This window comes from Nocardia sp. NPDC047654, assembly GCF_043205035.1.
Taxonomy (GTDB): Bacteria; Actinomycetota; Actinomycetes; order Mycobacteriales; family Mycobacteriaceae; genus Nocardia.
Map to the genome: position 1 here is coordinate 232,526 of NZ_JBIDDF010000007.1, position 21,428 is coordinate 253,953.

24 protein-coding genes are annotated in these 21,428 nt (G+C 69.5%); 10 read left to right on the plus strand and 14 right to left on the minus strand.

What is annotated here, in order from left to right; translation table 11 throughout:
* Positions 1 to 5: 5 nt before the first annotated feature.
* Positions 6 to 905: a helix-turn-helix domain-containing protein gene (locus ACGF7Y_RS20900; protein ID WP_393236122.1), complete on the minus strand. Its 900-nt coding sequence runs from the start codon at positions 903 to 905 to the stop codon at positions 6 to 8.
* Positions 906 to 989: 84 nt separating this feature from the next.
* On the opposite strand from ACGF7Y_RS20900, the gene ACGF7Y_RS20905 reads away from it, so the two are divergent.
* From ACGF7Y_RS20905 to ACGF7Y_RS20915, 3 genes are read left to right on the plus strand one after another with little or no spacing between them, the layout of a single operon-like run.
* The gene (locus tag ACGF7Y_RS20905) at positions 990 to 2,153 is read left to right on the plus strand and encodes a hypothetical protein (RefSeq protein WP_393236124.1); all 1,164 of its coding nucleotides are present in this window, start codon (positions 990 to 992) and stop codon (positions 2,151 to 2,153) included.
* Complete coding sequence (locus ACGF7Y_RS20910) at positions 2,153 to 2,929, plus strand: SDR family oxidoreductase (RefSeq protein WP_357118004.1); 777 nt, start codon at positions 2,153 to 2,155, stop codon at positions 2,927 to 2,929. The genes ACGF7Y_RS20905 and ACGF7Y_RS20910 overlap by 1 nt, the downstream gene beginning before the upstream one ends.
* 9 nt (positions 2,930 to 2,938) lie before the next feature.
* Complete coding sequence (locus ACGF7Y_RS20915) at positions 2,939 to 4,102, plus strand: sulfotransferase family protein (RefSeq protein WP_393236126.1); 1,164 nt, start codon at positions 2,939 to 2,941, stop codon at positions 4,100 to 4,102.
* A gap of 86 nt (positions 4,103 to 4,188) precedes the next feature.
* On the opposite strand, the gene ACGF7Y_RS20920 is transcribed toward ACGF7Y_RS20915, so the two are convergent.
* Positions 4,189 to 4,947, minus strand: coding sequence for a DUF899 domain-containing protein (locus ACGF7Y_RS20920; protein WP_393236128.1), 759 nt, complete (start codon positions 4,945 to 4,947; stop codon positions 4,189 to 4,191).
* Positions 4,948 to 4,976: 29 nt separating this feature from the next.
* The gene (locus ACGF7Y_RS20925; RefSeq protein WP_393236130.1) at positions 4,977 to 5,741 is read right to left on the minus strand and encodes an SDR family NAD(P)-dependent oxidoreductase; all 765 of its coding nucleotides are present in this window, start codon (positions 5,739 to 5,741) and stop codon (positions 4,977 to 4,979) included.
* 228 nt (positions 5,742 to 5,969) lie between these two features.
* On the opposite strand from ACGF7Y_RS20925, the gene ACGF7Y_RS20930 reads away from it, so the two are divergent.
* Positions 5,970 to 6,938, plus strand: coding sequence for an RNA polymerase subunit sigma-70 (locus ACGF7Y_RS20930; protein ID WP_393236132.1), 969 nt, complete (start codon positions 5,970 to 5,972; stop codon positions 6,936 to 6,938).
* A gap of 21 nt (positions 6,939 to 6,959) precedes the next feature.
* Here ACGF7Y_RS20930 and ACGF7Y_RS20935 read toward each other — a convergent pair whose 3' ends face one another.
* The gene (locus ACGF7Y_RS20935) at positions 6,960 to 7,637 is read right to left on the minus strand and encodes a PaaI family thioesterase (protein ID WP_393236134.1); all 678 of its coding nucleotides are present in this window, start codon (positions 7,635 to 7,637) and stop codon (positions 6,960 to 6,962) included.
* 200 nt (positions 7,638 to 7,837) lie between these two features.
* Between ACGF7Y_RS20935 and ACGF7Y_RS20940 the strand changes: the two genes are divergently transcribed.
* Positions 7,838 to 8,488: an HAD family phosphatase gene (locus tag ACGF7Y_RS20940; RefSeq protein ID WP_040866452.1), complete on the plus strand. Its 651-nt coding sequence runs from the start codon at positions 7,838 to 7,840 to the stop codon at positions 8,486 to 8,488.
* Between the two features lie 10 nt (positions 8,489 to 8,498).
* Here the strand turns inward: ACGF7Y_RS20940 and ACGF7Y_RS20945 are convergent, their stop codons facing one another.
* Positions 8,499 to 9,092, minus strand: coding sequence for a TetR/AcrR family transcriptional regulator (locus ACGF7Y_RS20945; protein ID WP_393236136.1), 594 nt, complete (start codon positions 9,090 to 9,092; stop codon positions 8,499 to 8,501).
* A 21-nt stretch (positions 9,093 to 9,113) separates the two neighbouring features.
* On the opposite strand from ACGF7Y_RS20945, the gene ACGF7Y_RS20950 reads away from it, so the two are divergent.
* Positions 9,114 to 9,479 carry a hypothetical protein gene (locus ACGF7Y_RS20950; protein ID WP_393236138.1) on the plus strand — a complete coding sequence of 122 codons (366 nt, stop codon included), beginning with the start codon at positions 9,114 to 9,116 and terminating at the stop codon, positions 9,477 to 9,479.
* Positions 9,476 to 9,976 (plus strand): hypothetical protein, encoded by a 501-nt coding sequence (locus ACGF7Y_RS20955; protein WP_393236140.1) that lies wholly within the window; start codon positions 9,476 to 9,478, stop codon positions 9,974 to 9,976. Before ACGF7Y_RS20950 ends, ACGF7Y_RS20955 begins: the two co-directional genes overlap by 4 nt.
* Before the next feature lie 222 nt (positions 9,977 to 10,198).
* On the opposite strand, the gene ACGF7Y_RS20960 is transcribed toward ACGF7Y_RS20955, so the two are convergent.
* The 3 genes from ACGF7Y_RS20960 to ACGF7Y_RS20970 form a co-directional block, all read right to left on the minus strand.
* Positions 10,199 to 10,696, minus strand: a complete 498-nt coding sequence (locus tag ACGF7Y_RS20960) for a hypothetical protein (protein ID WP_393236142.1) — start codon at positions 10,694 to 10,696, stop codon at positions 10,199 to 10,201.
* 131 nt (positions 10,697 to 10,827) lie between these two features.
* Positions 10,828 to 11,637, minus strand: a complete 810-nt coding sequence (locus ACGF7Y_RS20965; RefSeq protein WP_393236144.1) for an ABC transporter ATP-binding protein — start codon at positions 11,635 to 11,637, stop codon at positions 10,828 to 10,830.
* The gene (locus tag ACGF7Y_RS20970; protein ID WP_393236146.1) at positions 11,634 to 12,305 is read right to left on the minus strand and encodes a FadR/GntR family transcriptional regulator; all 672 of its coding nucleotides are present in this window, start codon (positions 12,303 to 12,305) and stop codon (positions 11,634 to 11,636) included. Before ACGF7Y_RS20970 ends, ACGF7Y_RS20965 begins: the two co-directional genes overlap by 4 nt.
* Before the next feature lie 169 nt (positions 12,306 to 12,474).
* Between ACGF7Y_RS20970 and ACGF7Y_RS20975 the strand changes: the two genes are divergently transcribed.
* A complete protein-coding gene (locus tag ACGF7Y_RS20975; RefSeq protein WP_393236148.1) occupies positions 12,475 to 14,238 on the plus strand; it encodes a 2-isopropylmalate synthase in 1,764 nt (587 codons plus the stop codon).
* A gap of 145 nt (positions 14,239 to 14,383) precedes the next feature.
* Here ACGF7Y_RS20975 and ACGF7Y_RS20980 read toward each other — a convergent pair whose 3' ends face one another.
* A complete protein-coding gene (locus tag ACGF7Y_RS20980) occupies positions 14,384 to 14,767 on the minus strand; it encodes a nuclear transport factor 2 family protein (protein WP_393236150.1) in 384 nt (127 codons plus the stop codon).
* A gap of 88 nt (positions 14,768 to 14,855) precedes the next feature.
* Here ACGF7Y_RS20980 and ACGF7Y_RS20985 point away from each other — a divergent pair, with 88 nt between their 5' ends.
* Positions 14,856 to 15,641 carry a helix-turn-helix domain-containing protein gene (locus ACGF7Y_RS20985; RefSeq protein ID WP_393236152.1) on the plus strand — a complete coding sequence of 262 codons (786 nt, stop codon included), beginning with the start codon at positions 14,856 to 14,858 and terminating at the stop codon, positions 15,639 to 15,641.
* A 14-nt stretch (positions 15,642 to 15,655) separates the two neighbouring features.
* Here the strand turns inward: ACGF7Y_RS20985 and ACGF7Y_RS20990 are convergent, their stop codons facing one another.
* Together ACGF7Y_RS20990 and xylB are read right to left on the minus strand one after the other, a co-directional pair.
* Entirely contained in the window at positions 15,656 to 16,285 is a 630-nt protein-coding gene (locus tag ACGF7Y_RS20990) for a maleylpyruvate isomerase family mycothiol-dependent enzyme (protein ID WP_393236154.1), read from the minus strand.
* A gap of 154 nt (positions 16,286 to 16,439) precedes the next feature.
* Entirely contained in the window at positions 16,440 to 17,846 is a 1,407-nt protein-coding gene (gene xylB / locus ACGF7Y_RS20995) for a xylulokinase (protein ID WP_393236156.1), read from the minus strand.
* A gap of 107 nt (positions 17,847 to 17,953) precedes the next feature.
* Between xylB and ACGF7Y_RS21000 the strand changes: the two genes are divergently transcribed.
* Positions 17,954 to 18,445 carry a hypothetical protein gene (locus tag ACGF7Y_RS21000; protein WP_393236158.1) on the plus strand — a complete coding sequence of 164 codons (492 nt, stop codon included), beginning with the start codon at positions 17,954 to 17,956 and terminating at the stop codon, positions 18,443 to 18,445.
* On the opposite strand, the gene ACGF7Y_RS21005 is transcribed toward ACGF7Y_RS21000, so the two are convergent.
* The 3 genes from ACGF7Y_RS21005 to ACGF7Y_RS21015 are packed head-to-tail and all read right to left on the minus strand — an operon-like array spanning position 18,436 to position 21,427.
* Positions 18,436 to 19,446, minus strand: a complete 1,011-nt coding sequence (locus ACGF7Y_RS21005) for a glycoside hydrolase family 172 protein (protein ID WP_393236159.1) — start codon at positions 19,444 to 19,446, stop codon at positions 18,436 to 18,438. The two genes, ACGF7Y_RS21000 and ACGF7Y_RS21005, sit on opposite strands and share 10 nt — an antisense overlap.
* On the minus strand, positions 19,443 to 19,895 hold the full coding sequence (locus ACGF7Y_RS21010; RefSeq protein WP_393236161.1) for a thioredoxin family protein: 453 nt from the start codon (positions 19,893 to 19,895) through the stop codon (positions 19,443 to 19,445). The genes ACGF7Y_RS21005 and ACGF7Y_RS21010 overlap by 4 nt, the downstream gene beginning before the upstream one ends.
* A gap of 50 nt (positions 19,896 to 19,945) precedes the next feature.
* Entirely contained in the window at positions 19,946 to 21,427 is a 1,482-nt protein-coding gene (locus ACGF7Y_RS21015) for an FGGY-family carbohydrate kinase (RefSeq protein WP_393236179.1), read from the minus strand.
* Between the last annotated feature and the right edge of the window lies 1 nt (position 21,428).

Sequence of the window (21,428 nt, forward strand, 5' to 3'; positions counted from 1 at the left end):
CAAAACTAGAACACGTTTCGGTTATCGGTCAATGGTTTGTGGCCACCCGACTTCGCCGTCACCGCGTCGGCGGCCGCCACCAGCGCCGCGCCACGGCGAGCGATCTCGGCCCCGGTGATGGAGCGGCCGACGTACATCGTGAGCACCATGTTCTGCCTGCCGTCACCGTCGTAGGTCGGCGCGGCGAGCAGGCTCACCGCGTGTTCTTTGCGCGGCCGCAGATCCGAGCCGAGATACACCCGCTCGCCCAGGCTTGTCACCAGCTCGCCGACCAGTTCGCGCAGCTCGGGCGGCAGATCGCGGTCGGCGACGCCGGCCAGCAGCGAGTACAGCCGCCGCCCGGCCGTTGTCATGCTCTCCACCAGGAATCCGCGCTCGCGGCATTCGGCGACGACCTGGCGCAGTCGCTCCTCGTCCTGTCGCAGCGGTACCGCCGGGGGTTTGGCCAGCCAGGCGTCGAACGCCGCGTCGGTGTCCCAGAGCACGTACATCAGGCCGACCGGCGGCGCGAAATGGTAAGCCGCGCCCACCTTCACCAGGCCGGGTCCGGTGCTCTCCAGCACCATGATCTGCTCGCCGACCACCGCCGAGGCGGTGCAGGTGGTGTGGTAGCGCGCGGAGAGTTTCTCCAGCTCGACGCGGGCGAGCGCGGAAATCGCGAAACTGTCCTGCGCCACCCGGCCCGCGGCGATCAGCGCCGGCCCGAGCCCGTAGGTGACCGTGCCCGCATCGCGCACCAGGTAGCCGCCCGAGGTCAGCTCGGTGAGGATGCCCAGGCAGGTCGGCTTGGCCAGGTCGAGCTCGCGGGCGAGCTCGGAGAGCCCGAAGCGTTTCCCGCGCTGTTCGACGAAGAAATCCAGGACCTGAACCACCCGGGCGGTGGGTGCGGACCGTCGGCCGACCATTGACCACTCCTAGAACACGTTCTAATCTTGCCTCTATCGAAATGTACCAGAGTGGTACATATTTGGAACACCGGAGAGAGCCTCTTGCTGACACAGCCGTTCGCGGACGCCATCGCCGCCGCCGAGCAGATCATCACCGGAGCCGCGCACATCCGCACCGAACAGGACCTCGTCGAGGGCTACGACTATCTGGCGGGCAGCATCCGCGCGTCGTTGCAGATGGCCTGGGCCTACGAGCGGGACTTCCCGTTCTTCGTGATGTCCACCGGCCCCTACACCAAGATGGGCCTGGACAACCCCGACACCCTCTACTTTCACTCCTACCTGCGGCCGGACGCGGAATACGTGGTCACCGGCACCCGGGGCACCACGCGGGATCTGAGCTTCCAGGTGCTCAACGGCAACTATTCGCCGGTGGACGTGCCCGACAGTCTCACCGCCTTCGACGATCGCGAACTCGACATCCGGCCGGACGGGTCCTACGAGATCCGGTTCGGACCGGGCGAGGCGGGTCCCGGCTACGTGCACCTGGGCGCCGACGCGGCGATGCTCGTGGTTCGGGAAGTGCACAGCGATTGGGCGACCGAGAAGGCGGGCACGATCCGCATCCAGCGGGTGGACCGGATCGGCGAAGCGCCGCCGCCGCTGACCAAGGACGTGATGACCAAGCGGTACGGCGTGGCGGGCAAGATGCTGGTCTCGCGACTGAAGACCTTCCTCGCCTTCCCGGAGTGGTTCTATCTGAACCTGCCGGTCAACACGCTGACCGAGCCGAGGCAGACCCCGGGCGGGCTGAGCACGCAGTTCTCCTCGGTCGGTCACTACGACCTGGACGACGAGCAGGCCATGATCATCACGGTGCCGAAGTCGGACGCGCCCTACCAGGGCTTCCAGCTCGGCAGTATGTGGTACCTGTCGCTGGACTACATCAACCACCAGACCAGCCTCACCGCCGACCAGGCGCAGGTGGACCCGGACGGGATGATCCGGCTGGTGGTGAGCGAGCGCGACCCCGGCGTGGCGAACTGGATCGAGCGCACCGGGCACGCCAGGGGATACCTGCAGTTCCGCTGGCAGCGGTTGTCGCGGGAGATGAAACCCGACGACGGGCCGACCGTGGAACTGGTGCCGGTCGCCGACCTGCCCGCCCGCTTGCCGTTCTACGAGCAGGCGCGCGTCACGCCGGAGCAGTGGCGGGCCCGGATCGCGGCGCGTCAGGTCGCCGTCGCGGAGAGGATGCTCGGCTGATGTTGTTGCAGGACAAAGTGGTCGTCGTCTCCGGCGTGGGGCCGGGACTGGGGCGCGCGATCGCCGTGCAGAGCGCGAAAGCGGGCGCGGACGTCGTGCTCGCGTCCCGGACCGAGTCGCGGCTGACCGAGGTGGCCGAGGAGATCACCGAACTGGGCAGGCGCGCGGTGGTGGTGCCGACCGATATCAACGACGAGGCGGCGGCGGCCCATCTGGTGGAGGCCGCGCACAGCGCGTTCGGCAAGGTCGACACGCTGGTGAACAATGCCTTCGCGATCCCGCCCATCGTCGACCTCGCCGACGTCGACCTGGACCAGGTGCGCGCGGGCTTCGAGACGAACGTGCTCGCCGCGCTGCGCCTGACCAGGCTGTTCGTGCCCGCTCTCGCGGAGACCAAGGGGTCGGTCGTGATGATCAACTCGGCGGTGCTGCGCCACTCGCGGCGGACCTTCGGGCCCTACAAGATGGCCAAGGCCAGCCTGCTCGCGCTGGCCCAGAGCCTGGCCACCGAACTCGGGCCGAAGGGCATCCGGGTGAATTCCGTCGCGCCGGGCTACATCTGGGCCGACAACCTGAAGTGGTATTTCAACTATCTCGCGCAGCAGCGCGGGATCACTTCCGAGGAGGTCTACGCCGAGACCGCGAAGACCACCGACCTGCGCAAGCTGCCCGAACCCGACGAGATCGCCGACGCGGTCGTGTTCTTCGCCTCCGCCATGGCGCGCGCGATCACCGGCGCGTGCCTGGACGTCAACGCCGGCGAATACCACCACTAGGAGATGACCGTGATCGGTAGGGACGACGTCGGAACCGTCGACGATCTGCACGCCTCGGCGACGAAGGTGGTCGGGCTGGAGGATTTCGGCACCGACGACTACCGCGAGGGACTCGGGGTGCTGCTCGAGTCCTATGCCAGAGACGCCGAACTCACCCCCTTCGGCAACAAGGTCAACCGTGCCTTCCTGCGCGGCGCCTTGATCGCCCGGCTGCTCAGCGAGGCCGCCTGGAAGCAGCACCCGCAGCACGCCGACGTGGCGATCGAACGGCCGATCTTCGTGACCGGCCTGCCGCGGTCCGGAACGACGGCGGTGCACCGCCTGCTCAACGCCGACCCGGGCCACCAAGGCCTGGAGATGTGGCTGACCGAGATGCCGCAGCCGCGCCCGCCGCGGGAGACCTGGGCGAGCAATCCCGTGTACCAGCGTCTCGCGGCCGCCTACGACAAGCACCATGTGGAGCATCCGGAATTCATGGGCGTGCACCACATCTCGGCCGACCAGGTGGAGGAGTGCTGGCAGTTGCTGCGGCAGTCGGCCATGTCGGTGTCCTACGAATGCCTGGCCTACCTGCCCACCTATTCCGAGTGGTTGCGCGATCGTGATTGGACGCCCGCCTACCGCAGGCACCGGCGCAATCTCCAGCTGATCGGGCTGCCGGAGGCCGGCAAACGATGGGTGTTGAAGAACCCGAGCCACCTGTTCGCGCTGGACGCCATCTTCGAGGTCTATCCGGACGCACTGGTCATCCAGATGCATCGCGATCCGCGCACCATCATCGCGTCGGTGTGCAGCTTGAACGAGCAGGCGACGGCGGGCTGGTCGGAGAAGTTCCGGGGTCCGGTGGTCGGCGCGACGCAGCTGGATCTGTGGGCGCGCGGCGCGGAGCGGTTCCTCGTCGACCGCAAGCGCCACGACGCGGCGCAGTTCTGCGACGTCGACTACGACGCGTTCGTCGCCGACCCGATCGGCACCGTCGAGTCGATCTACCGGCATTTCGGGCTGCCGCTGACCGACGAGGCGCGCGCGGCGATGGCCTCGTTGCATTCGGAGAGCACGTCGGGCGCCGCTCGTCCGGCGCACCGCTACACCCTCGATGATTTCGGGCTCACTTCCGAGCAGGTGGACGCCCGGTTCGCCGCGTATCGGGAGGCGCATTTCCCGGGGCGGTGACCGCTCGGCCCCCGGCGTCGCCGTCACGACCCGCACGAGTGCGCGGTCGTGACGGCGAAGCGCCTACGGGCGCACGGCACCGCCGATCAGGTGCAGGCGCAGCCCTGCGAGTCGGCGCGCGGCGGCCGTTGGTCGTCGGGATTGTCCGGATCGGGGTCGCCGAACCACCGCGACGGCGTGTGCCTGCCGTATGTGTCGTGCCAGTCCCACCATTCGTAGGGCGGGGTCTGCGGGTAGCCCTCCGGTGAGTCCTCCCAGCGCTCCTGGCGTCCCAGCGCGGTCATGTCGAGGTAGCTCCACGTGGTGCCCAGCGCCTCGTCGCCGCGGTTGTTGATGAAGTAGGTGCGGAACACGCTGTCGCCGTCGTGGATGAACGCGTTCGTGCCGTGCCATTCGTCCACGCCGAAGTCGGCGTCGAAGTCGTCGGTGATGGTGTACCACGGCATCTCCCAGCCCATCCTGGCCCGCACGCGCTCGATGTCGGGCTGCGGCGCGCGGGAGGCGTACACGAGGGTCGTGTCCCGGGCGTTCAGGTGGGCCAGGTGGGGGAGATGATCGGCCATCATCGAGCAGCCGCGGCAGGCATGGTCGGGCCAGCCGCTCACGCCGGGCTCGAAGAAGGCGCGGTAGACGATCAGCTGACGCCTGCCCTGGAACAGGTCGAGCAGGCTCGCCTTGCCGTCGGGTCCTTCGAACGCGTACTCCTTGTCCACGGCCTGCCACGGCATCCGCCGCCGCGAGGCGGCCAGTGCGTCACGGGCGCGGGTCAACTCCTTCTCTTTCACCAGCAGCCGCTGCCACGCTGCCTCCCACTCCTGTGCCGAGACGATCGACGGTGTGTTCATCGTGATGGGCTCCCTTTCGATTGCGTCGTTCAAACCAGCGGTGATATGCCCGCGGCGGTGAGCGTGTTCGCGTGGTGGACCGGATGCGCGGCGGTCGCTATGTCGAGAACCGACTTGCCCACCTGCTCCGGGGTGAGGGCGGGTCCCATGGACCGCACGAACGTGTCGGCATCGACGCCTTGCCGTTCGGCGTAGGCTGCCACCGCCGCGGCTCCCAGGTCGGTGGCCGGTGTCAACTGCGGGAGAACGGACACGAACCTGATCCCCAGCTCTGCCCGTTCCGACTCGACGGCGGCATAGCTCGTGATGAGCCGGACGGTGGCCTTCGCCCCCGCGTAGCCGCCGCTCAGCGGCGACCCGTTGATCGCAGCCCCGCTGGAGATCGCGATCACCGAGCTACCCGGCGCCAGCGGCCGTCGCAGCGCTTCGCGAATCCAGTGGAACGCTTGGGCCACGTCGACGTTCCAGTTCTCGCTGAAGGTCTCCCACGTCTGATCCTGCACGGGACTCATGCGCGGAACGGCGCCCGCGCACAGGACCACCGTGCGCGGGCGGTACTCGTGGAGGAGCCGGCTCGTGGTCGCGGGATCGGCGGCGTCCGCGGCCACGGCGGTGAAGCGGCCGCCGAGTTCGTCGCGCACCGCATCGAGCTGCGCGCCGGTGCGGGCCACGCCGACGACATGCGCACCGGCATCCGCCAGCGCCCTGGCGATACCGCGGCCGAACCCACGGCCCGCTCCGGTCACGATCGACGTGGTGCCCCGGAGGTCGTCGGGTTTGATTGTTTCGTTCACGGTCGTCTCCGCTTTCGTCGGTGATGTACTCGAGGTCCTCACCAATTCGGATACGTGGAGCCGCCGCGATTCATCGGTGCGGCGCCGACCGATCGGTCTCCGGTCTAGGACGCGGCCCGCTCTCCCGGGGTGATCGGTGACGAGCCGACCGATGAATTTCGGCCGCCGGACGTATCAGTACCGGTAGGGGTGTCCATCCCCGCCACGTCGAGACCTAGGAGTACGACCGTGCCGGTCCAGGAGGATTTCATCGAGCAGGCGGCGCCGTTGCGCGCCGAACTGATCGCGCACTGCTATCGCATGCTCGGTTCGGTGCACGACGCCGAGGATCTCGTCCAGGAGACGTATTTACGCGGCTGGCGCGGCTATGCCGCGTTCGAGGAGCGGGCGGCGCTGCGCACGTGGTTGTACCGTATCGCGACGACCGCGTGCCTGCGCGCGCTGGAGAACCGTGCGCGGCGGGTGCTGCCGGCCGGTCTGGGCGCCGGCTCGGCCGACCCGGACGCGGGTCTCGACGGCGATGCCGGGACATATGAATGGATGCAACCACTGCCGGACGCGTTGACACCGGAAACGGCATTCGTCACCAGGGAAAGCATCCGGCTGGCCGTGGTGACGGCCATGCAGGAGTTGCCCGCGCGTCAGCGGGCCGTGCTGATCCTGCGCGACGTCGCACAGTTCAGTGCCGCCGAAGTAGCGGAGCTGCTCGAAACGACGCAGGCCGCGGTGAACAGCGCCCTGCAGCGGGCCAGGGCACGTCTCGCCGAGGTCGCCCCCACCGGTGACGACGCGACCGAACCGGAGGACGCCGAACGCCGCGAACTGCTCGACCGTTACTGCGCGGCCTTCGAGAACGCCGACCTCGCCGCACTCACCGAGCTACTGGCGGCCGACGTCCGGCTCGAAATGCCGCCGGTGCCACTGTGGTTCACCGGGCGCGAGGCGGTGACCCGGTTCCTGGCCAAGCGTGCCTTCGCCGGGCCCGGCGATCTCGTGCTGATCCCGACGGCCGCGAACGGGCAACCCGCTGTGGCGGAATACCGTCGCGGCGCGGGCGGCCTCCTGGAAGCACATTCGATCCACGTCATCACCACCGGCGCCGGTGGGGTCGCCGCGATCACCGTCTTTCTCGAACCAACGCTGTTCGCCGCTTTCGGCATGCCGCCGACCCGCCGCGCGGAGCGCTCGGGCAGCTGACCGGGCGACGAAGCCCGAGCCTCAGGGCTGGCCGGGCTTGAGCACGATGAAAAGCCCGTTCGCCTCCGCGCACAGCCGGTCGCCGTCGTGCAGGGTGGCCCGCACGTAGACCTTGCGGCCCTCCTGCCGTTCGGCCCAGGCGCGCACCTTCAGTTCGGTGTTCAGCGGAGTGATGGAGCGGTAGTCGACGGTGAGCGACGCCGTCCTGGTCACCGCGCCCGAATGCACGGCCGCCGCCATGCCGAGCAGGTCGTCGAAGGCGATGGCGATCTGGCCACCGTGGGCGGCGCTGTTGCCGCCGAGATGGAAGGTGCGGAAGGTGAGCCGCGCGTCGACGCCCTGCTGGGGGTGGACGTGGTCGATGAAGAACGGCGGCAGGGTGATGTTGCCGCGGGCGGGCAGGTCGAAGCGGGTCCAGTTGGGCGTCGACCACTCGTCCACCGCGGCGGCGTCGAGCTTGTCGTTCAGCTCCTTGAGGATGCCGATCGCCTCCACCGCCAGTTCGTCGGAGGGCGAGGCCAGCCGGACACGGTCCATCAGGCCGCGCACCTGCTCGATGAACTGCCCGTAGTGCGGCCCGCCGCGGGAGATGTCGTCCTTGGCGGCCTCGTGGGCGGCGATCAGCTCGGTCATCGGCCGGAACCCGCCCTCGTGGTGCTCCTTGCTCGGCAGCGAGTCGCCGGCCTGCGGTTCGTTCATAAGAACAAGTTATCGGTTGCCCGGGGAATGCTCGCCGGGCGGGTGCGGTGTCCGCCGCCGCGAGCCGTCACCGCCTAGGCTGGTGCGCGACCGGATATCGCCGCTATCCCGGTGGTACCGGCACGGTTCCCCGCGGCCGGAGACGCGATCCGGCCGCGCTCGATCTGTGACCGCTTCGGCTGGCGAAAGGCATTGTGCGCATGGGTATCACCGCGGTCGTGTTCGACATGGACGGCGTCCTGATCGACTCCGAGCCGGTCTGGGAGCTGGTGCGGCGCGGCTATGTCGCGGAGAAGGGCGGGCGGTGGCTGCCCGACACCCAGCAGCGGCTGATGGGGATGAGCACCGGTGAATGGTCGGCCTACCTGAGCGGTGAGCTGGGTGTGGGCGAGCCGCCGGAGACCGTCGCGCGGGAGGTCATCGAGCGGATGGCCGAGCGCTACGACGAGGGCGTGCCGGTGCTGCCGGGCGCGGTCGAGGCCGTGCAGCGGATCAGCGAGCACTGGCCGCTGGGGCTGGCCAGCTCCTCGCCACGCGCGCTCATCGACGCGGTGCTCGGCCGGACCGGTCTGATCGAGTACTTCTCCGTGACCTTCTCCACCGAGGAGGTCGACCGCGGCAAACCCGCGCCGGATGTGTACGTGACCGTCGCGACGTTCCTGCGTCAGCGGCCTGCCGACTGTGTGGCCGTGGAGGATTCGAGCAACGGCCTGCGCTCGGCCCATGCGGCGGGGATGCGGGTGATCGCGGCGCCACGCCCGGAATACCCGCCCGCCTCCGATGCGCTGGCCATGGCCGCCAAGGTGATCTCCGGCCTCGACGAACTGACTCCGGCGCTGATCACCGGCTGAGGCCGGCTGGTCAGGGGCGGTAGGAGGTCAGCAGGGTGCGGGCGGCTGCGGTCAGGTCGTCCTCGAGCCATGCGGGCAGGACTGCGGCGTGGGCGTGGCGGCGCAGCGCCGCGTAGGGGAGATCCACGACCGCTCGCGAGACCGCGTCGATCTCGCGTTCGCCGTCCCGGCCGAACACGCCGCCGGCGATGCGGCGCAGGTGCTCGATCAACGGCGCGTTCATGGCGGCCAGGGTGGTGCGGAACTCGGCATCCGGCCCGCCGTCGAGAAGATCTCTGGGGCGCAGCTCGAGCAGGAGCTTGGCGTCCTCGGGTAGTTCGCGCCCGAACCGCAGGGCGGCTCGCACCATCTCGACCCCCGCCTCCACCGGGTCCGGCTGGTCGGCGGCGGCGAGGGTGCCGTCCTGGAAGCGGCGCAGCGCCCGCAGCCACGCGGCGGCGAGCACGCCGTTGCGGTTGCCGAAGCGGTGATACAAGGTCCCGACCGGGGCTCCGCTGGCCTCGGCGATGGCCGACACGCTGGCCGCGCGAGGTCCCTCGGCGAGCACCAGGGTGCGGGCTGCGTCGAGGATCACGTCGGTGTCGTGCTTGCGGGGTGGCGCCATGTACTAGTACGGTCCTTCTATATGGAGCGTTTGTCCTATATAGATGAGCATGCCAGATCGGTCGACGCGAATCGCGACCGGGCGTGGAAAGCGGTGCTGAAAGTCGTGTGCCACGACCCGCACGAGCCGTCGCCGCCGACCGGGTTCGTTGTCGATTCCCTCGCGGAACCGCACCGTTTGGCGCTGCGCGGACAGCACTGGTTCTCGAAGTACGCGCTGATCTTCGAATTGGACGAGGAGGGACCGAGCCGGACCCGCGTCCGCGCCCGCAGTTACGGCGACTTTCCCGGTCTCCACGGCCGGATCTACCGTGCGCTGGTGGTAGGGACGGGCGGTCACCGCCTGGTGGTGCGTCAGATGTTGCGCCGGATCGCGGCGACGGCATGATCCCAGGGACGGTGTGGGGCGCCACCGAGGCCGAGCGCGAAGCGCCCTTGCCGTGCGACGACCGGCTACCCGACGGCTTCCAGGCCGACCGGGCGATCAGCGTCGACGCGCCGCCCGCGCTCGTCTACGCCTGGCTGTGCCAGCTGCGGATCGCTCCCTACAGCTACGACCTGCTGGACCATTTCGGCAGACGCAGCCCGCGCCTGCGTGACCCGGCGCTCACCGAACTGGCGGTGGGGCAGCGGTTCATGTCCCAGTTCGCACTCGTCTCCTTCGTCCCGGGCGAGCACATCACTCTGGTCGCGGGCAAGGTGTGCGTCACCTACGCGGTGCGTCCCGAAGGCGCGGGAACCCGGCTCCTGGTCCGGATCCGCTGTAGCGCACCGAAATTCGTCGCCGTGGCGCTCGCCCTCGGCGACCTGTTCATGATGCGCAAGCAACTGCTGACGCTGAAGGAACTCGCCGAAGCCGAACACCGCACCGCCTCGACGGCCTAGTTCTCGTTGCCCGCGCACTCCCCGCTCAGCGGTGGCGCGGGCCGATCGACCTGCTGATCTCCGCCCTGACGGTGGGCGCCGTGATGACGCTGGTCATCGCAACGCCGTCGCCACGATTCGCACCGCCGCAGTCATCGGCGCCTTCCGCCTACGCCGCTGCTCGGCGACGACCGTGGTCGCCGGGTCGGAGCTCGTCCACGCGGCGCCGAGCGGTGATAGCGTTCAGGGTAGGCGTTCGACCAGGTCGAACTTTCGTTGTTCGAAGCCCTTCGGCACGGTGTCGCGCACCGAGATCAGGGCGTGTGCCCAGGAGCCGAGGAGAGTGTGGTCGCCCACCGTGCGGCCGGGGTCCGGTGTGGGGTCGGCGGTGAGCAAAGGCAAGGGGTGGATGCGGTGCCGGGCCTCGTTCTCCAGCACTGTCGCTTTGTCCACGAAGATCCGCATGTCGTGATTGAGCAGGTACCGGCCGACCGCCCCGTGTTCCGGGGGTAGCAGGGCGGCGACCGAACCGACTGTGTGATAAAGATTTTCGATCTTCGACGACCGTGGCGCACTCCGTCCCGCCCAGGTGACCCTGGCCGGTTCGGCGAGTAGTCGCTCGATTCCTTGGACCAGGTGGTGGCCGATCCTCGCGTGTTCCATGAGCCTGGCGCCCAAGTCCACATAGCCGAGCACCCGGTGGTCGTCGGTGCGGAGTACCGCTCGATACAGCTGCCACACGTAGCCGTATTCCCTTCGGTGGTAGACGATTTCGTTGCATGCTCACACGCGATTGCGGTGTGGCGATTACAGCGGCGTTACCACCGTGGTGCGGCCGGACGGCCTCCTCTGGACGGGCGAGGTCTATGGGGCTAGCGCGACGGCCATGCGGTGGGTTTGCGTGCCGCCCGCGCGGTCCAGCGGCCGTCGTCGTGGCGGACTTCCACCGGGTGCGCGAACGCCGCGGTGACGTTCTCGGTAGTGATCGTCCGCACGGCCGGACCCGACGCGACGGCGTGACCGTCGGCGATGAGCAGTGCGTGGGTCGTCGTGCTGGGAAGTTCCTCCAGGTGGTGGGTGACCAGGATGGAGGCGACGTCGGGGTGTGTCCGGTCCAGGGTGTCGAGGGTGTCCAGGAGTTGTTCGCGGGCGGCGACATCCAGTCCGGTGGACGGTTCGTCGAAAAGCAGCAACCGCGGCTGTGCGATCAGCGCTCGGGCGATGAGCGTGCGGCCGCGCTCACCCTGGCTCAGCGTGGGCCAGAGCTCGTCCGCCTTTCCGGTCAGTCCGACCGTGTCGATCATCGTGTCGGCCCGGTCGCGCTGGTCGGCTGTCGGCGTCCAGCGCATGGGGGTGTCGATGGTCGCGGTCAAGCCGGTCAGCACGACCTCGCGGATGGTCAGCGCGGAGCGCAGCGGGTGGCGCGGGTTCACCTGACCGATGCCCCGGCGCAGCCGTTGAAGTTCGACGCGGCCGAGTTCCGCGCCGAGTATCCGCACCGACCCCGAGGTGGGGAAGGTGACCGCGCCGCAGAAGCCCAGCAGCGTGCTCTTGCCCGCGCCGTTCGGTCCCAGCAGGGCCCAGCGTTCGCCCGCGCGCACGGTCAGCGAGATCCCGTTGATGATCTTCTTGCCGTCGCGGCGGAAGGTCACATCGGTCAGTTCGAGCACCGGTTCGGTCACGTGAAAGCCTCTTTCAAGGTGGTCAGGTGGGCGCGGCTGTACTCCGCGGCGGCGGCGGGATCGCGGGCGGCGATCGCGTCGGCGAGCCGCTCGTGCGCGGCGTGATCGGCCGGCTCCGACGGCACCGGGCGGATCTTCGGCATGTCGATCATCGCCAGGCGCAGCCGCGGCAGGAAGCTGTCGAACAACTGGGTCAGCACGTCGTTGTGGGCGGCCACGAGCACCGCCCGGTGGAACGCCATATCGGCATCGACGTGCTCGGCCACCGGCTCGCCGTGCGCCTCGCGCGCGGCCAGCGTACGGCGAATGGCCCGCAGGTCGGCCGGGGTCCGCCGTTGGGCGGCCAGGGCGGCGGCCTCGGCCTCGATGGCGATGCGCGCTTCGATCACCGAGGCGATGGTGGCACGGCGCAGCACCGTGTCCCACTCCTCGGTCGCATGCAGAGCGGTCACGAAGACGCCCGCACCCTGGCGGCTGTCCAGCACGCCTTTCCCGGCGAGTTCGCGAATGGCCTCCCGCAGCGTCGAGCGGCCGACGCCGAGTTGTGCGGCCAGCGTGGTCTCACCGGGCAGGCGGTGACCCAGCGGCCATTCGCCCGCCTGGATGCGGGCGAGCAGCAGTTCGGCCGTCTGCGCGGCCAGCGGATGACGCCGTACCTGCGAGATCATCGTTACCTCTCTACTTGTCTGAGGAGTTGTGTACAGTCTAGCCATCATGCGCACCATGCTTCTGCTTAGCCGCCACGGCGGGGCCTGAACGACCGGCCGCCCGCCGTGGGGCTTCGTCGTGGCCGGTCACCTCTCGTCGTGACGGCCGCAACGGCCAGGAAGTAGACCCATGACCAGCGCTTTCCCCACCATCGATACCTCCTCGGGCGACATACCGGATCAGGCCCCGGCGTGGAATCGCCAGCGGCACTCCCGAATGCCCTCGCACCGCTACCGCGACATCTACCAGCGCGTAGAGGTCCCGCTCACCCGGCGGCAGTGGCCCGACGCGAGGATCACCCGAGCCCCGCTGTGGGTGCCCGTCGACCTGCGCGACGGCAACCAGGCACTCGCCGAGCCGATGGACCCGGCGCGCAAGCGGCGCTTCTTCGAGCTCCTGATCACCATGGGCTACAAGGAGATCGAGGTCGGCTACCCGTCGGCGTCGCAGACCGACTTCGACTTCGTCCGGCTCATCGCCGAGGACGACCTGGCGCCCGAGGACGTCACCATCGTCGTCTTCACCCCCGCCCGCCGCGATCTCATCGAGCGCACCGTCGCTTCGATCCGCGGCATCCCCAACGACGTGGTGATCCACCTGTACACCGCCACCGCTCCCGCTTGGCGTGACGTCGTGCTCGGCAAGGACCGTGCCGCGCTGCGCGAGCTGATCCTCGACGGCGGCCGCGCCGTGCTGGACTGCGCCGGGGACCTGCCGAACGTCCGGTTCGAATTCTCACCCGAGGTGTTCAACCTGACCGAGCCCGACTACGTGCTCGACATCTGCGACCGGATGACGACCCTGTGGGACGCTACCGCGCACAGGCCGGTCATCCTGAACCTGCCCGCCACCGTCGAGGTCGCCACCCCGAACGTCTACGCCGACCAGATCGAGTACATGCATCGCAATCTGGCCCGCCGCGACAGCGTCATCCTCTCGGTGCACCCGCACAACGATCGCGGTACCGGCGTGGCGTGCGCCGAGCTGGCGGTGCTCGCGGGCGCGCAACGCGTCGAGGGCTGCGTCTTCGGAAACGGCGAGCGCACCGGCAATGTCGACATCGCCACGCTGGCCCTGAACCTGCACGCGCAAGGCGTCGACCCGATGATCGACTTCTCCGACATCGACGAGATCCGGCGCACCGTCGAATACTGCACGCGCATGCCGATCCACGAACGCCACCCGTACGTCGGCGACCTGGTGCACACCGCGTTCTCCGGCACCCATCAGGACGCGATCAAGAAGGGAATGGCCGAGCATCGCGCCCGGGCCGCCGCGACGGGCATCGCGGAGCGCGCGCTGGACTGGCAAGTGCCCTATCTGCCCATCGATCCCGCCGACCTCGGACGCAGCTACGACGCGGTGATCCGGGTCAATTCGCAGTCCGGTAAGGGCGGCATCGCCTACCTGCTGCACACCGAGTACGGCATGGACCTGCCTCGGCGCCTGCAGATCGATTTCGCCCGGCGCGTCCAAGCGCTCGCCGACGACACCGGTGCCGAGGTCACCGCCGCCGAATTGCGCGATCTGTTCGAGGCGAGCTATCTCGACGACCCGGCGTGGCTGGGGTTGAAGGACTGGCGCAGCACCGTCGACGGCGCTGAGACGAGCACCGAGATCACGCTGACCGTCGACGGTGCCACCCACCGCACACGGCGTCCGGGCGACCCGCTCGCGGTGCTGACCGAGGCGCTGGCCGACGCCGGATGCCCGATCGAGGTACTGGGTCTGACCCAGCAGTCGATCGGCACGGACGACGCCGGATCCACCCTCGCCTACCTGGAGTACCGCAGCGGCGAACACACCGGATGGTCCTGCGGCCGAGCCGAATCCGCCGTGGCGGCGGGACTGGCCGCGCTCGTACGCGCCGCCGGACGCTCGGCACGACGATGATCGTCTGACACGGCTGGTCCGGCGCTGGTGAGCCGATCGAGGTGCTCGGCCGGTCCGGCACCTCGATCGGGTCCGGTGGCGCGATCCTGGTCCCGCGCTCGACCATATCCCCGCTTCGATCGGCCGAGCACCCGGATTTCTGTCGTCAGAACATGCCGTGCGGTATCTGGACGGGTTCGGGCACCGGTTGCATGACGTCCCAGTGCTCGACGATCTTCCCGTCGACCATCCGCCAGATGTCGACGACCGCCTGGTCGGGCTCCGTCTCGCCGGGCAGGATCATGCGGTAGTGCATGACCACGTACTCGTCGTCGGCGATCACCCGCGCGAGCTCCAGCGTCGCCCCGGCCACAGGTGCCTGTGCGATGAACTCGAGGAAAGCGTCCTTACCCGAGGGGTTTCCGGGGCTGTGCTCGAGGAAGTTGTCGTGCAGCAGCGTCCGCAGCGCGTCTATGTTGCCCGCCGTGAATTCCGCGAAGCCCCGCATGGCCAGTTCCTTGTTGCGCAGTGCCGTGTTGTCGTTCGTCATGCCGCCGAGATTGACAGCGGGTGAACCGGGGTGTCGATTACATGGCAGGTAATGGCGGGTATGACCCGGTCGTCGGGATACTGGGCCGGTGAACGGTGATCGACCGGTCGGCGAGCTGCTGCGGGAGTGGCGGCACCGGCGGAAGCTGAGCCAGCTCGATCTGGCCATCCAGGCGGACGTGTCCGCCCGGCACGTCAGCTTCGTCGAGACCGGCCGCACGATACCCAGCCGATCCATGGTGCTGCATCTGGCCGAACAGCTGGACATCCCGCTGCGCGAGCGCAATCGCGTGCTGATCGCCGCGGGCCACGCTCCCGAGTTCCGGCGCCGCGACTGGACCGACCCCGCGCTGCGGCGCGCCCGCGACGCCGTGCAGCGGGTCCTGCATTTACACGAACCGTATCCGGCGCTGGCGGTGGACCAGCGCTGGAATCTGGTGCAGGCCAACGACTGCGTGGGCGTGTTCTTCGACGACGTGGATCCGGATCTGCTCGAACCGCCGATCAACATGATGCGACTCGGTCTGCACCCCGGCGGCTTCGCGCCCCGGCTTCGCAACCTCGACCAGGTCCGGGCCTTCCTCCTGCCCCGGCTGGCCCGCCAGGTCATGGCGACCGGGGATCCCGGACTGGCCGCGCTATACGAGGAGTTGCGGTCCTATGGCTCCCCGGGCAGTGCGGACAGCGACCCGGCGGATATCACGTTGCCGATCCGGTTGTGTCACCGCGACGCGGAGCTGTCGTTCTTCAGCACGATCACGACCTTCGGCGCGGCCTTCGACATCACGCTCGACGAGGTCGCCGTCGAGGCGTACTTTCCCGCCGACGACGAAACCGCTTCCTACCTGCGCGGACTGGCCGCACCAGGCCGGTGAGCGCCGCGCTGCGATCAGCCGGGCGCGGTGAACCGCTCGGCGGGTTCGCCCCGCAGGTATCCGGCGGGCAGCTTGCGGCCGCACAACACGAGCAGCAGGTCCTGGGCGCGGCCCGACAGCACCGTGCCGGAGCCGTAGCGGAAGTCCAGATCGTCAGCGCGCAATTCGATGCCCCCGAGTTTGGCGCCGAACAGCTTGGCGGTCCTGGGTTCGATCGTGTCCAAGACCATGCGTATCCGGTCCTCGGGCACCCGGCGGTCCAGCCCCAGCGCCACGGTGATGTCCAGCCCGTGGATCACATCGTGGCTCAACGCGTTGGAAAGCCCGCCGCCCGGCGGCCGCCACGGGTGATCGACGTTGTCCCACAGCGATTTCAGCAGGTCCGCCGTGCTGAGCGTGGCGGCGTCCACCCGGGCGGTGCGGTCGGCCATGCGGTTGAAGTTGCCGAACGCCGCGAGCATCCCCAGCGTGAATCGCGCGCTCGACAGGCGATACGGCATGGTGATGTGCGCGACTACTTCGCGTACCCGCCAGCCGGCGCACAGGGTCGGCGCATCCCAGCTCGCGGCATCCAGCCCGGCCAAGAGTTCGGCGAGTTCCGTCCGTTCCGCCGTCACCGCCCTTCGCACCTGGGTCTCGGTCATTCGTCCACCTCTCTTCGACGAGGGTGATCCAACCCCTCACGCCGTCGAGGCGCCAGCCGGCGACGAAAATCGGCGGCCCGAGAACGGGGCACGCGAGGTTCCCGGATCGAGGCCAGACGCGTCCGGCGGACCGGTTTCGTGACGAAGACCGTGGTCAGCCGTAGAGGGCCCGGCGTGCCCGCCGGTACTCGGCGCGGATCTCTCGCCCGGTAGCGGCGTCGGCCGGTGCCGGAATCTCCGCGACCGAGCGCGCCGGCCAGGACGGCGGCCGGGATGCGCCGCTCAACGCCCATGCCGCTTGCCGGGCCGCGCCGAGCGCGACGTACTCGGCCGGTTCCGGGATCGTCACCATGACGCCGAAGACCTGCGCGGCGATCCGCGCGATCAGTCGTGAGCGCGCGCCGCCGCCGATGAGCAGCACGCGCCGCGGTGTCACCCCGATGCCGGTGAGATGGTCGAGCGCGTCGGCGAGATGGCACAGCACACCCTCGAAAGCGGCACGGGCCACCGTGGCGGGGCGCATGGCCTCCGGCCGTAAACCGTGCAGGCTGCCCGCGGCGTGCGGAAGGTTGGGTGTGCGTTCACCGGCGAGGTAGGGCAGCAGGACCACGCCGTCCGCGCCCGCGGGCGCCCGCGCGGCGAGTGATTCGAGTGTGGGCAGGTCCACGCCGAGCAGATCGGCCGTCGAGGTCAGCACGCGCGCGGCGTTGAGCGTGCAGACCAGCGGCAGGAATGCGCCGGTGGCGTCCGCGAAGCCCGCGACAGCGCCGCCGGCGTCGGCGGCGGGGCGGCCTGCGCGAGCGAAGACCGTCCCGCTGGTGCCGAGCGAGACCACCACGTCGCCTTCCGCGATACCCAACCCCAGCGCGGCCCCGGCGTTGTCGCCCGTTCCGGCGGCCACGAGTGCGCCCGACGGCGTCCGTCCGGCGGACTCGTCCGGGCCGAGGACCCGGGGCAGGGCCGGGCTGCGACCGCGCGAGGCCAGGGTGAGCAGATCCTCCCGATATCTTCCGGAGGCGGGTGACCAGTAGCCGGTGCCGGATGCGTCGCCCCGGTCGGTGGTCGGCTCGGGTATGCGTCCTCGTCCGCCGCCGCGCAGCCGCCAGGTCAAGTAGTCGTGGGGCAACAGGACATGCGCGGTGCGGTCGGCGAGTTCCGGCTCGTGGTCGGCCAGCCAGCGCAGCTTGGCGACGGTCAAGGCCGCCACCGGCACGCTGCCCACCGCATCGGCCCAAGCGTGCGGCCCGCCGAGGTCGGCGATCAATTCCTCCGCCGCGCCGGCGGAGCGAACGTCGTTCCACAGCAACGCGTCCCGCACCGGAACGCCTGCGGCGTCCAAGGCGACCAAGCCGTGCTGCTGCCCCGCGACGGCGATCGCGTCGACATGATCGAGCAGTCCCGCGCCCGCCGCGCGCAGCGCGTCCCACCAGGCGTCCGGGGCGACCTCGGTCCCCTCGGGATGCGGCGCCTGCCCACGCCCGAGAATCTCGCCGCTGTCCGCGTCGCAGACGACGACCTTGCACGACTGGGTGGAACTGTCGACTCCCGCGACCGTCGTCATCCGGCCTCGATCGTCTCGCGCACTCCCATACCGACCACCTTGCACCCGATCCGTCCCGCACCGGCGCATTTCGGGTATTCGGCCGCAGTATCGGGCAGACTGTCGCGGTGAGCATCGACCCCACCGACGTGCGCATCCGCACGGGAGACGGGACGCACCTGCCGGAACTGACCGAGGACGCGCTCGGCGAGCTGCTCGACGAACCGGCCGGGCCGGAACACGCCATCCTCGAGCTCAGCCGTGCCGACCAGCACGAGATCCGCGCCAAACTACTGCCCGACGGCGTTTACGAGCTGGAGCACCGGGCCGGTTCGGCGACGGAGTCCTTCCAGATGTACACCTCCGACCCGGTGCTGGTCCGCGATGTGCTGTGGTCTTGGCTGTCCGACGATCCGTGGTGGCACGACTCCGTCGCATGGTTCCCGATCGATCCGGCGATCGCGGAACTGCGCGCGGTGCAGGACGAACTCGCCGGGTTGCTCGACGGCCTGAGCGTGATGGACGATCTCACCGCGGGCATGGACGCGGCGCTGGCCCGCGCCGACGAACTCCTCGCGCTGGACTTCCCCTCGAATCCGGACGACCCCGATCAGGCCTGATACCACCAAGCGGTGGTCGCCACCTCGGCGTCCTCCAACGGAAGATAGGTCTGCGCGTCCTGCCATCCGAGGGCCTGCACGGTGACGCGCAGTTCGCGTTCGAAACAGATCGGATCGCGCACGTGCCAGCGGTACATGCCGAACCGCTGATCGGGTCGATAGATCTGCTCCGGCGGCAGCACCTGGTGCAGGCCGAGATACGGCGTGGAATACGTCCGATACATCCCGTCGAGGTCGAAGTTCCAGGCGCCGCCGAAATAGTCCTCGGTGCCCGTTCCGCAAATCGTGGGATGCTCGGCGTCCCCGTCGAGGAAGAATTTGACTTCGCCCTCGCCCCACCATCCCGGCGCGCCCGGGCGGATGGCGAGGTAGGTGCCGACGTAGCGGCCGGGCCCGGGCACCGTGTCGAGAATCGTGTGCACGGCCGGACTGCCCAAGCCGGTCGTTCGCGTCCATCGCGTGTGCAGATACCCCGCGTCGTCCGGCACGTCCTCTTCGGTGAAGGTCGCCTGGTAGTACACCGGAACCTCACGGCCGCAACGATTCTCCAGCGTGATGCGCGCTCGGTGCCGGAACGGCATGGGCCAGTAGCTGTTCAGGCCGCCCGCGGGCGCGACAACCACCATCTCCGAACTCAGCAGGGCCGTCTCGCCCCATCCGTTGCAGAAGAAGTCGCCGAGCGGCGCCTCGATCGCGGGCCGCGGTGCGTCGTCCCAGGTCATCCGCAGTGTCAGTTCGCGAAGTACGGAACGTTCGGTGGTCAGCCAAAAATGCCTGAACACGCCGGGGCCGGAAACGTCGGCCAGTGTGGCGCTCTCCCCGTGGGCGAGCGCGATCGAAGGCGAGATCTTCCATCCCGGGCCCAGCAGCCGCGCCGAGTGTGCTCCGGTGCCGTCGGTCGCCCGCGCGCCCGCGCCGGGCGCTCCCGTCGGGTTCTCGGCGCTGACCGACCGCGTTCGCGTGCCGTCCAGCCGCCACAGTTCTCCGCCCGGCGCGGTCACAGTCCCGGCCACCCGTATCGGGGCGCGGTCGGCGCGAGCCCGGCCCTGCGCGCGGAGCCCGGTCCGTCGGCCGCGGCCGGTTGCGCGGCGTCGGCTCGCTGGTCGAGTTCCCGGCGAACCCGATCCATGTCGAGCCACAGAATCTGCTGCACCAGATCTTCCGGTGCGTCCGGTTCCAGAGCGCCCGCCGCGGAGTAGACCAGCACACCGTCCCGGAACGCCGTCGACGTCGGATACCGGGTCACCCGCGCGGTGGCGGGCAAGGCCGCTTCCGCTTCGGTGTCGACCTTGCCGTGCACGATCTGCGGATGCCGCTGCGCGGACGACTCGTACAGCGGAGCGAAATGCCGACACGGCCCGCACCATCCGGCCCACCGATCCACGAGCACGGTGGAATGTGATGCGGCGACGGAGTCGAAATTGTCCTGGGTCAGAGTGATCGTGGGCATGAAATCCTCGTATCGTTCCGCGAACCGGCTCCGCATCGTCGCACTGGCGTTCAGGACGACGCACCCGCACGGCGCTGTTCGGCCGCGAGGAAATGCGCGATATTCGTCGTGCGATCGTAGAGATCCCGGTAGTGCCGGTAGTACTCCTCGTATTTCGCGACGCGTTCGGGACGTGGCAGCACGGTGTCGACGACCGGATTCCACGCGGAGGTGTCGACTCCGGCGGCCTCGGCGGCGAGCAGAGCGTCACCGAGGCTCGCGCCGACGGTCTCGGCGGGCAACTGCTGGGGCAGCCCGGTGACATCGGAGACGATCCGGGTCCACAGCCCGCCTTTGGTGCCACCGCCCACCGCGACCAGCCGCCCCGCCCGCCCGCCGGCTTCGGTCATGGCCTCGAGATTGTGCCGCACGCCGTAGGCGATGCCCTCCAGCACCGCGCGGTAGAGCTCGGCCCGACCGTGCCCGAGGGTGAGTCCCGCGACGATGCCACGCGCGTCCGGGTCGAACAGGGGAGTGCGCTCCCCGGCGAAATAGGGCAGCGCCAGCAGCCCTCTGCTGCCCGCGGGCACGTCCGCGGCCGCGACGACCAGGTCGGCGAACTCGCCGCCCACGAGTTTGCGCAGCCAGTCGGTGACCGCGCCGGAGGTGGCCATGCCCGCGGCGAGGGTATAGGTGTCCGGCCAGGTGCCGCAGGTGCCCCAGAGGCCGGGATGCGGACGCGGGTCGGTGAGCACCTGCACCAGGAACATCGTGGTGCCGTACATGATCATCGCGTCGCCCGGAGCGCGGACGCCGACGCTGGCCGCCTCGGCCCAGGCATCGATGGTCCCGGTGGTGACCGGCAGCCCGGCCGGAAGGCCCGTGGCGGCCGCCGCGTCCGCGCCCACCCGGCCCACGATCTCGGTGGGCCAGGCCAGCTCCGGCAGCGTCCAGCCCGGCACGATCCGATCGGCCCAGTCCGTCGCCCACGCGCGTTCGCGCAGGTCGTACAGCGGTACGCACTGACTGGCCGATTGGTGGTCCAGAACGTACCGGCCGGTGAGCCGGTACACCAGGAAAGAGCTCGCCATCAGCAGCAGCTCGGTGCGTGCGGCGGTGTCCGGCTCGTGCCGGGCCAGCCACCGCGCCTTCGGGCCGACGGCCTGGCTGGTCAGTGGCGATCCGGCGCGGTCGAGCACGGCCTGCGCGCCGAATTCCTCGTTCAGCTCGCTGATCTCGGCCCCGGCCCTGGTGTCGACACCGTAGAGGATGGCGGGGCGCAGCGGCCTGCCCCTGGCGTCGGCGGGCAGCAGGCACGGACCGATGCCGGATACCGCCAGACCGTCGAGCGTGGCGCCGTCGGCCGCCGCCACCAAGTCGCGGGCGAGTGCGACGAAGTCGGCCCACCACACCGTCTCCGCGTCGTGCTCGACCCATCCGGGGTGGGGCATGGAAACCTCGTGCGCCCGCTCGGCCCTGGCGAGAATCGTGCCGCGGGCATCGGTGAGCACGCCTTTGGAACTCGCGGTCCCGATGTCGATGCCGAGGAACATC

What these genes read in the sequence shown, in the direction of transcription:
- ACGF7Y_RS20910 (WP_357118004.1), top strand. Translation starts at nt 2,153, where the DNA reads ATGTTGTTGCAGGACAAAGTGGTCGTCGTCTCCGGCGTGGGGCCGGGA.
- ACGF7Y_RS20975 (WP_393236148.1), top strand. Translation starts at nt 12,475, where the DNA reads ATGACCAGCGCTTTCCCCACCATCGATACCTCCTCGGGCGACATACCG.
- ACGF7Y_RS20945 (WP_393236136.1), bottom strand. Translation starts at nt 9,092, where the DNA reads ATGGCGCCACCCCGCAAGCACGACACCGACGTGATCCTCGACGCAGCC.
- ACGF7Y_RS21010 (WP_393236161.1), bottom strand. Translation starts at nt 19,895, where the DNA reads ATGCCCACGATCACTCTGACCCAGGACAATTTCGACTCCGTCGCCGCA.
- ACGF7Y_RS20990 (WP_393236154.1), bottom strand. Translation starts at nt 16,285, where the DNA reads ATGACCGAGACCCAGGTGCGAAGGGCGGTGACGGCGGAACGGACGGAA.
- ACGF7Y_RS20940 (WP_040866452.1), top strand. Translation starts at nt 7,838, where the DNA reads ATGGGTATCACCGCGGTCGTGTTCGACATGGACGGCGTCCTGATCGAC.
- ACGF7Y_RS20980 (WP_393236150.1), bottom strand. Translation starts at nt 14,767, where the DNA reads ATGACGAACGACAACACGGCACTGCGCAACAAGGAACTGGCCATGCGG.
- xylB (WP_393236156.1), bottom strand. Translation starts at nt 17,846, where the DNA reads ATGACGACGGTCGCGGGAGTCGACAGTTCCACCCAGTCGTGCAAGGTC.
- ACGF7Y_RS20900 (WP_393236122.1), bottom strand. Translation starts at nt 905, where the DNA reads ATGGTCGGCCGACGGTCCGCACCCACCGCCCGGGTGGTTCAGGTCCTG.
- ACGF7Y_RS20950 (WP_393236138.1), top strand. Translation starts at nt 9,114, where the DNA reads ATGGAGCGTTTGTCCTATATAGATGAGCATGCCAGATCGGTCGACGCG.
- ACGF7Y_RS20920 (WP_393236128.1), bottom strand. Translation starts at nt 4,947, where the DNA reads ATGAACACACCGTCGATCGTCTCGGCACAGGAGTGGGAGGCAGCGTGG.
- ACGF7Y_RS20970 (WP_393236146.1), bottom strand. Translation starts at nt 12,305, where the DNA reads ATGATCTCGCAGGTACGGCGTCATCCGCTGGCCGCGCAGACGGCCGAA.
- ACGF7Y_RS20955 (WP_393236140.1), top strand. Translation starts at nt 9,476, where the DNA reads ATGATCCCAGGGACGGTGTGGGGCGCCACCGAGGCCGAGCGCGAAGCG.
- ACGF7Y_RS20935 (WP_393236134.1), bottom strand. Translation starts at nt 7,637, where the DNA reads ATGAACGAACCGCAGGCCGGCGACTCGCTGCCGAGCAAGGAGCACCAC.
- ACGF7Y_RS21015 (WP_393236179.1), bottom strand. Translation starts at nt 21,427, where the DNA reads ATGTTCCTCGGCATCGACATCGGGACCGCGAGTTCCAAAGGCGTGCTC.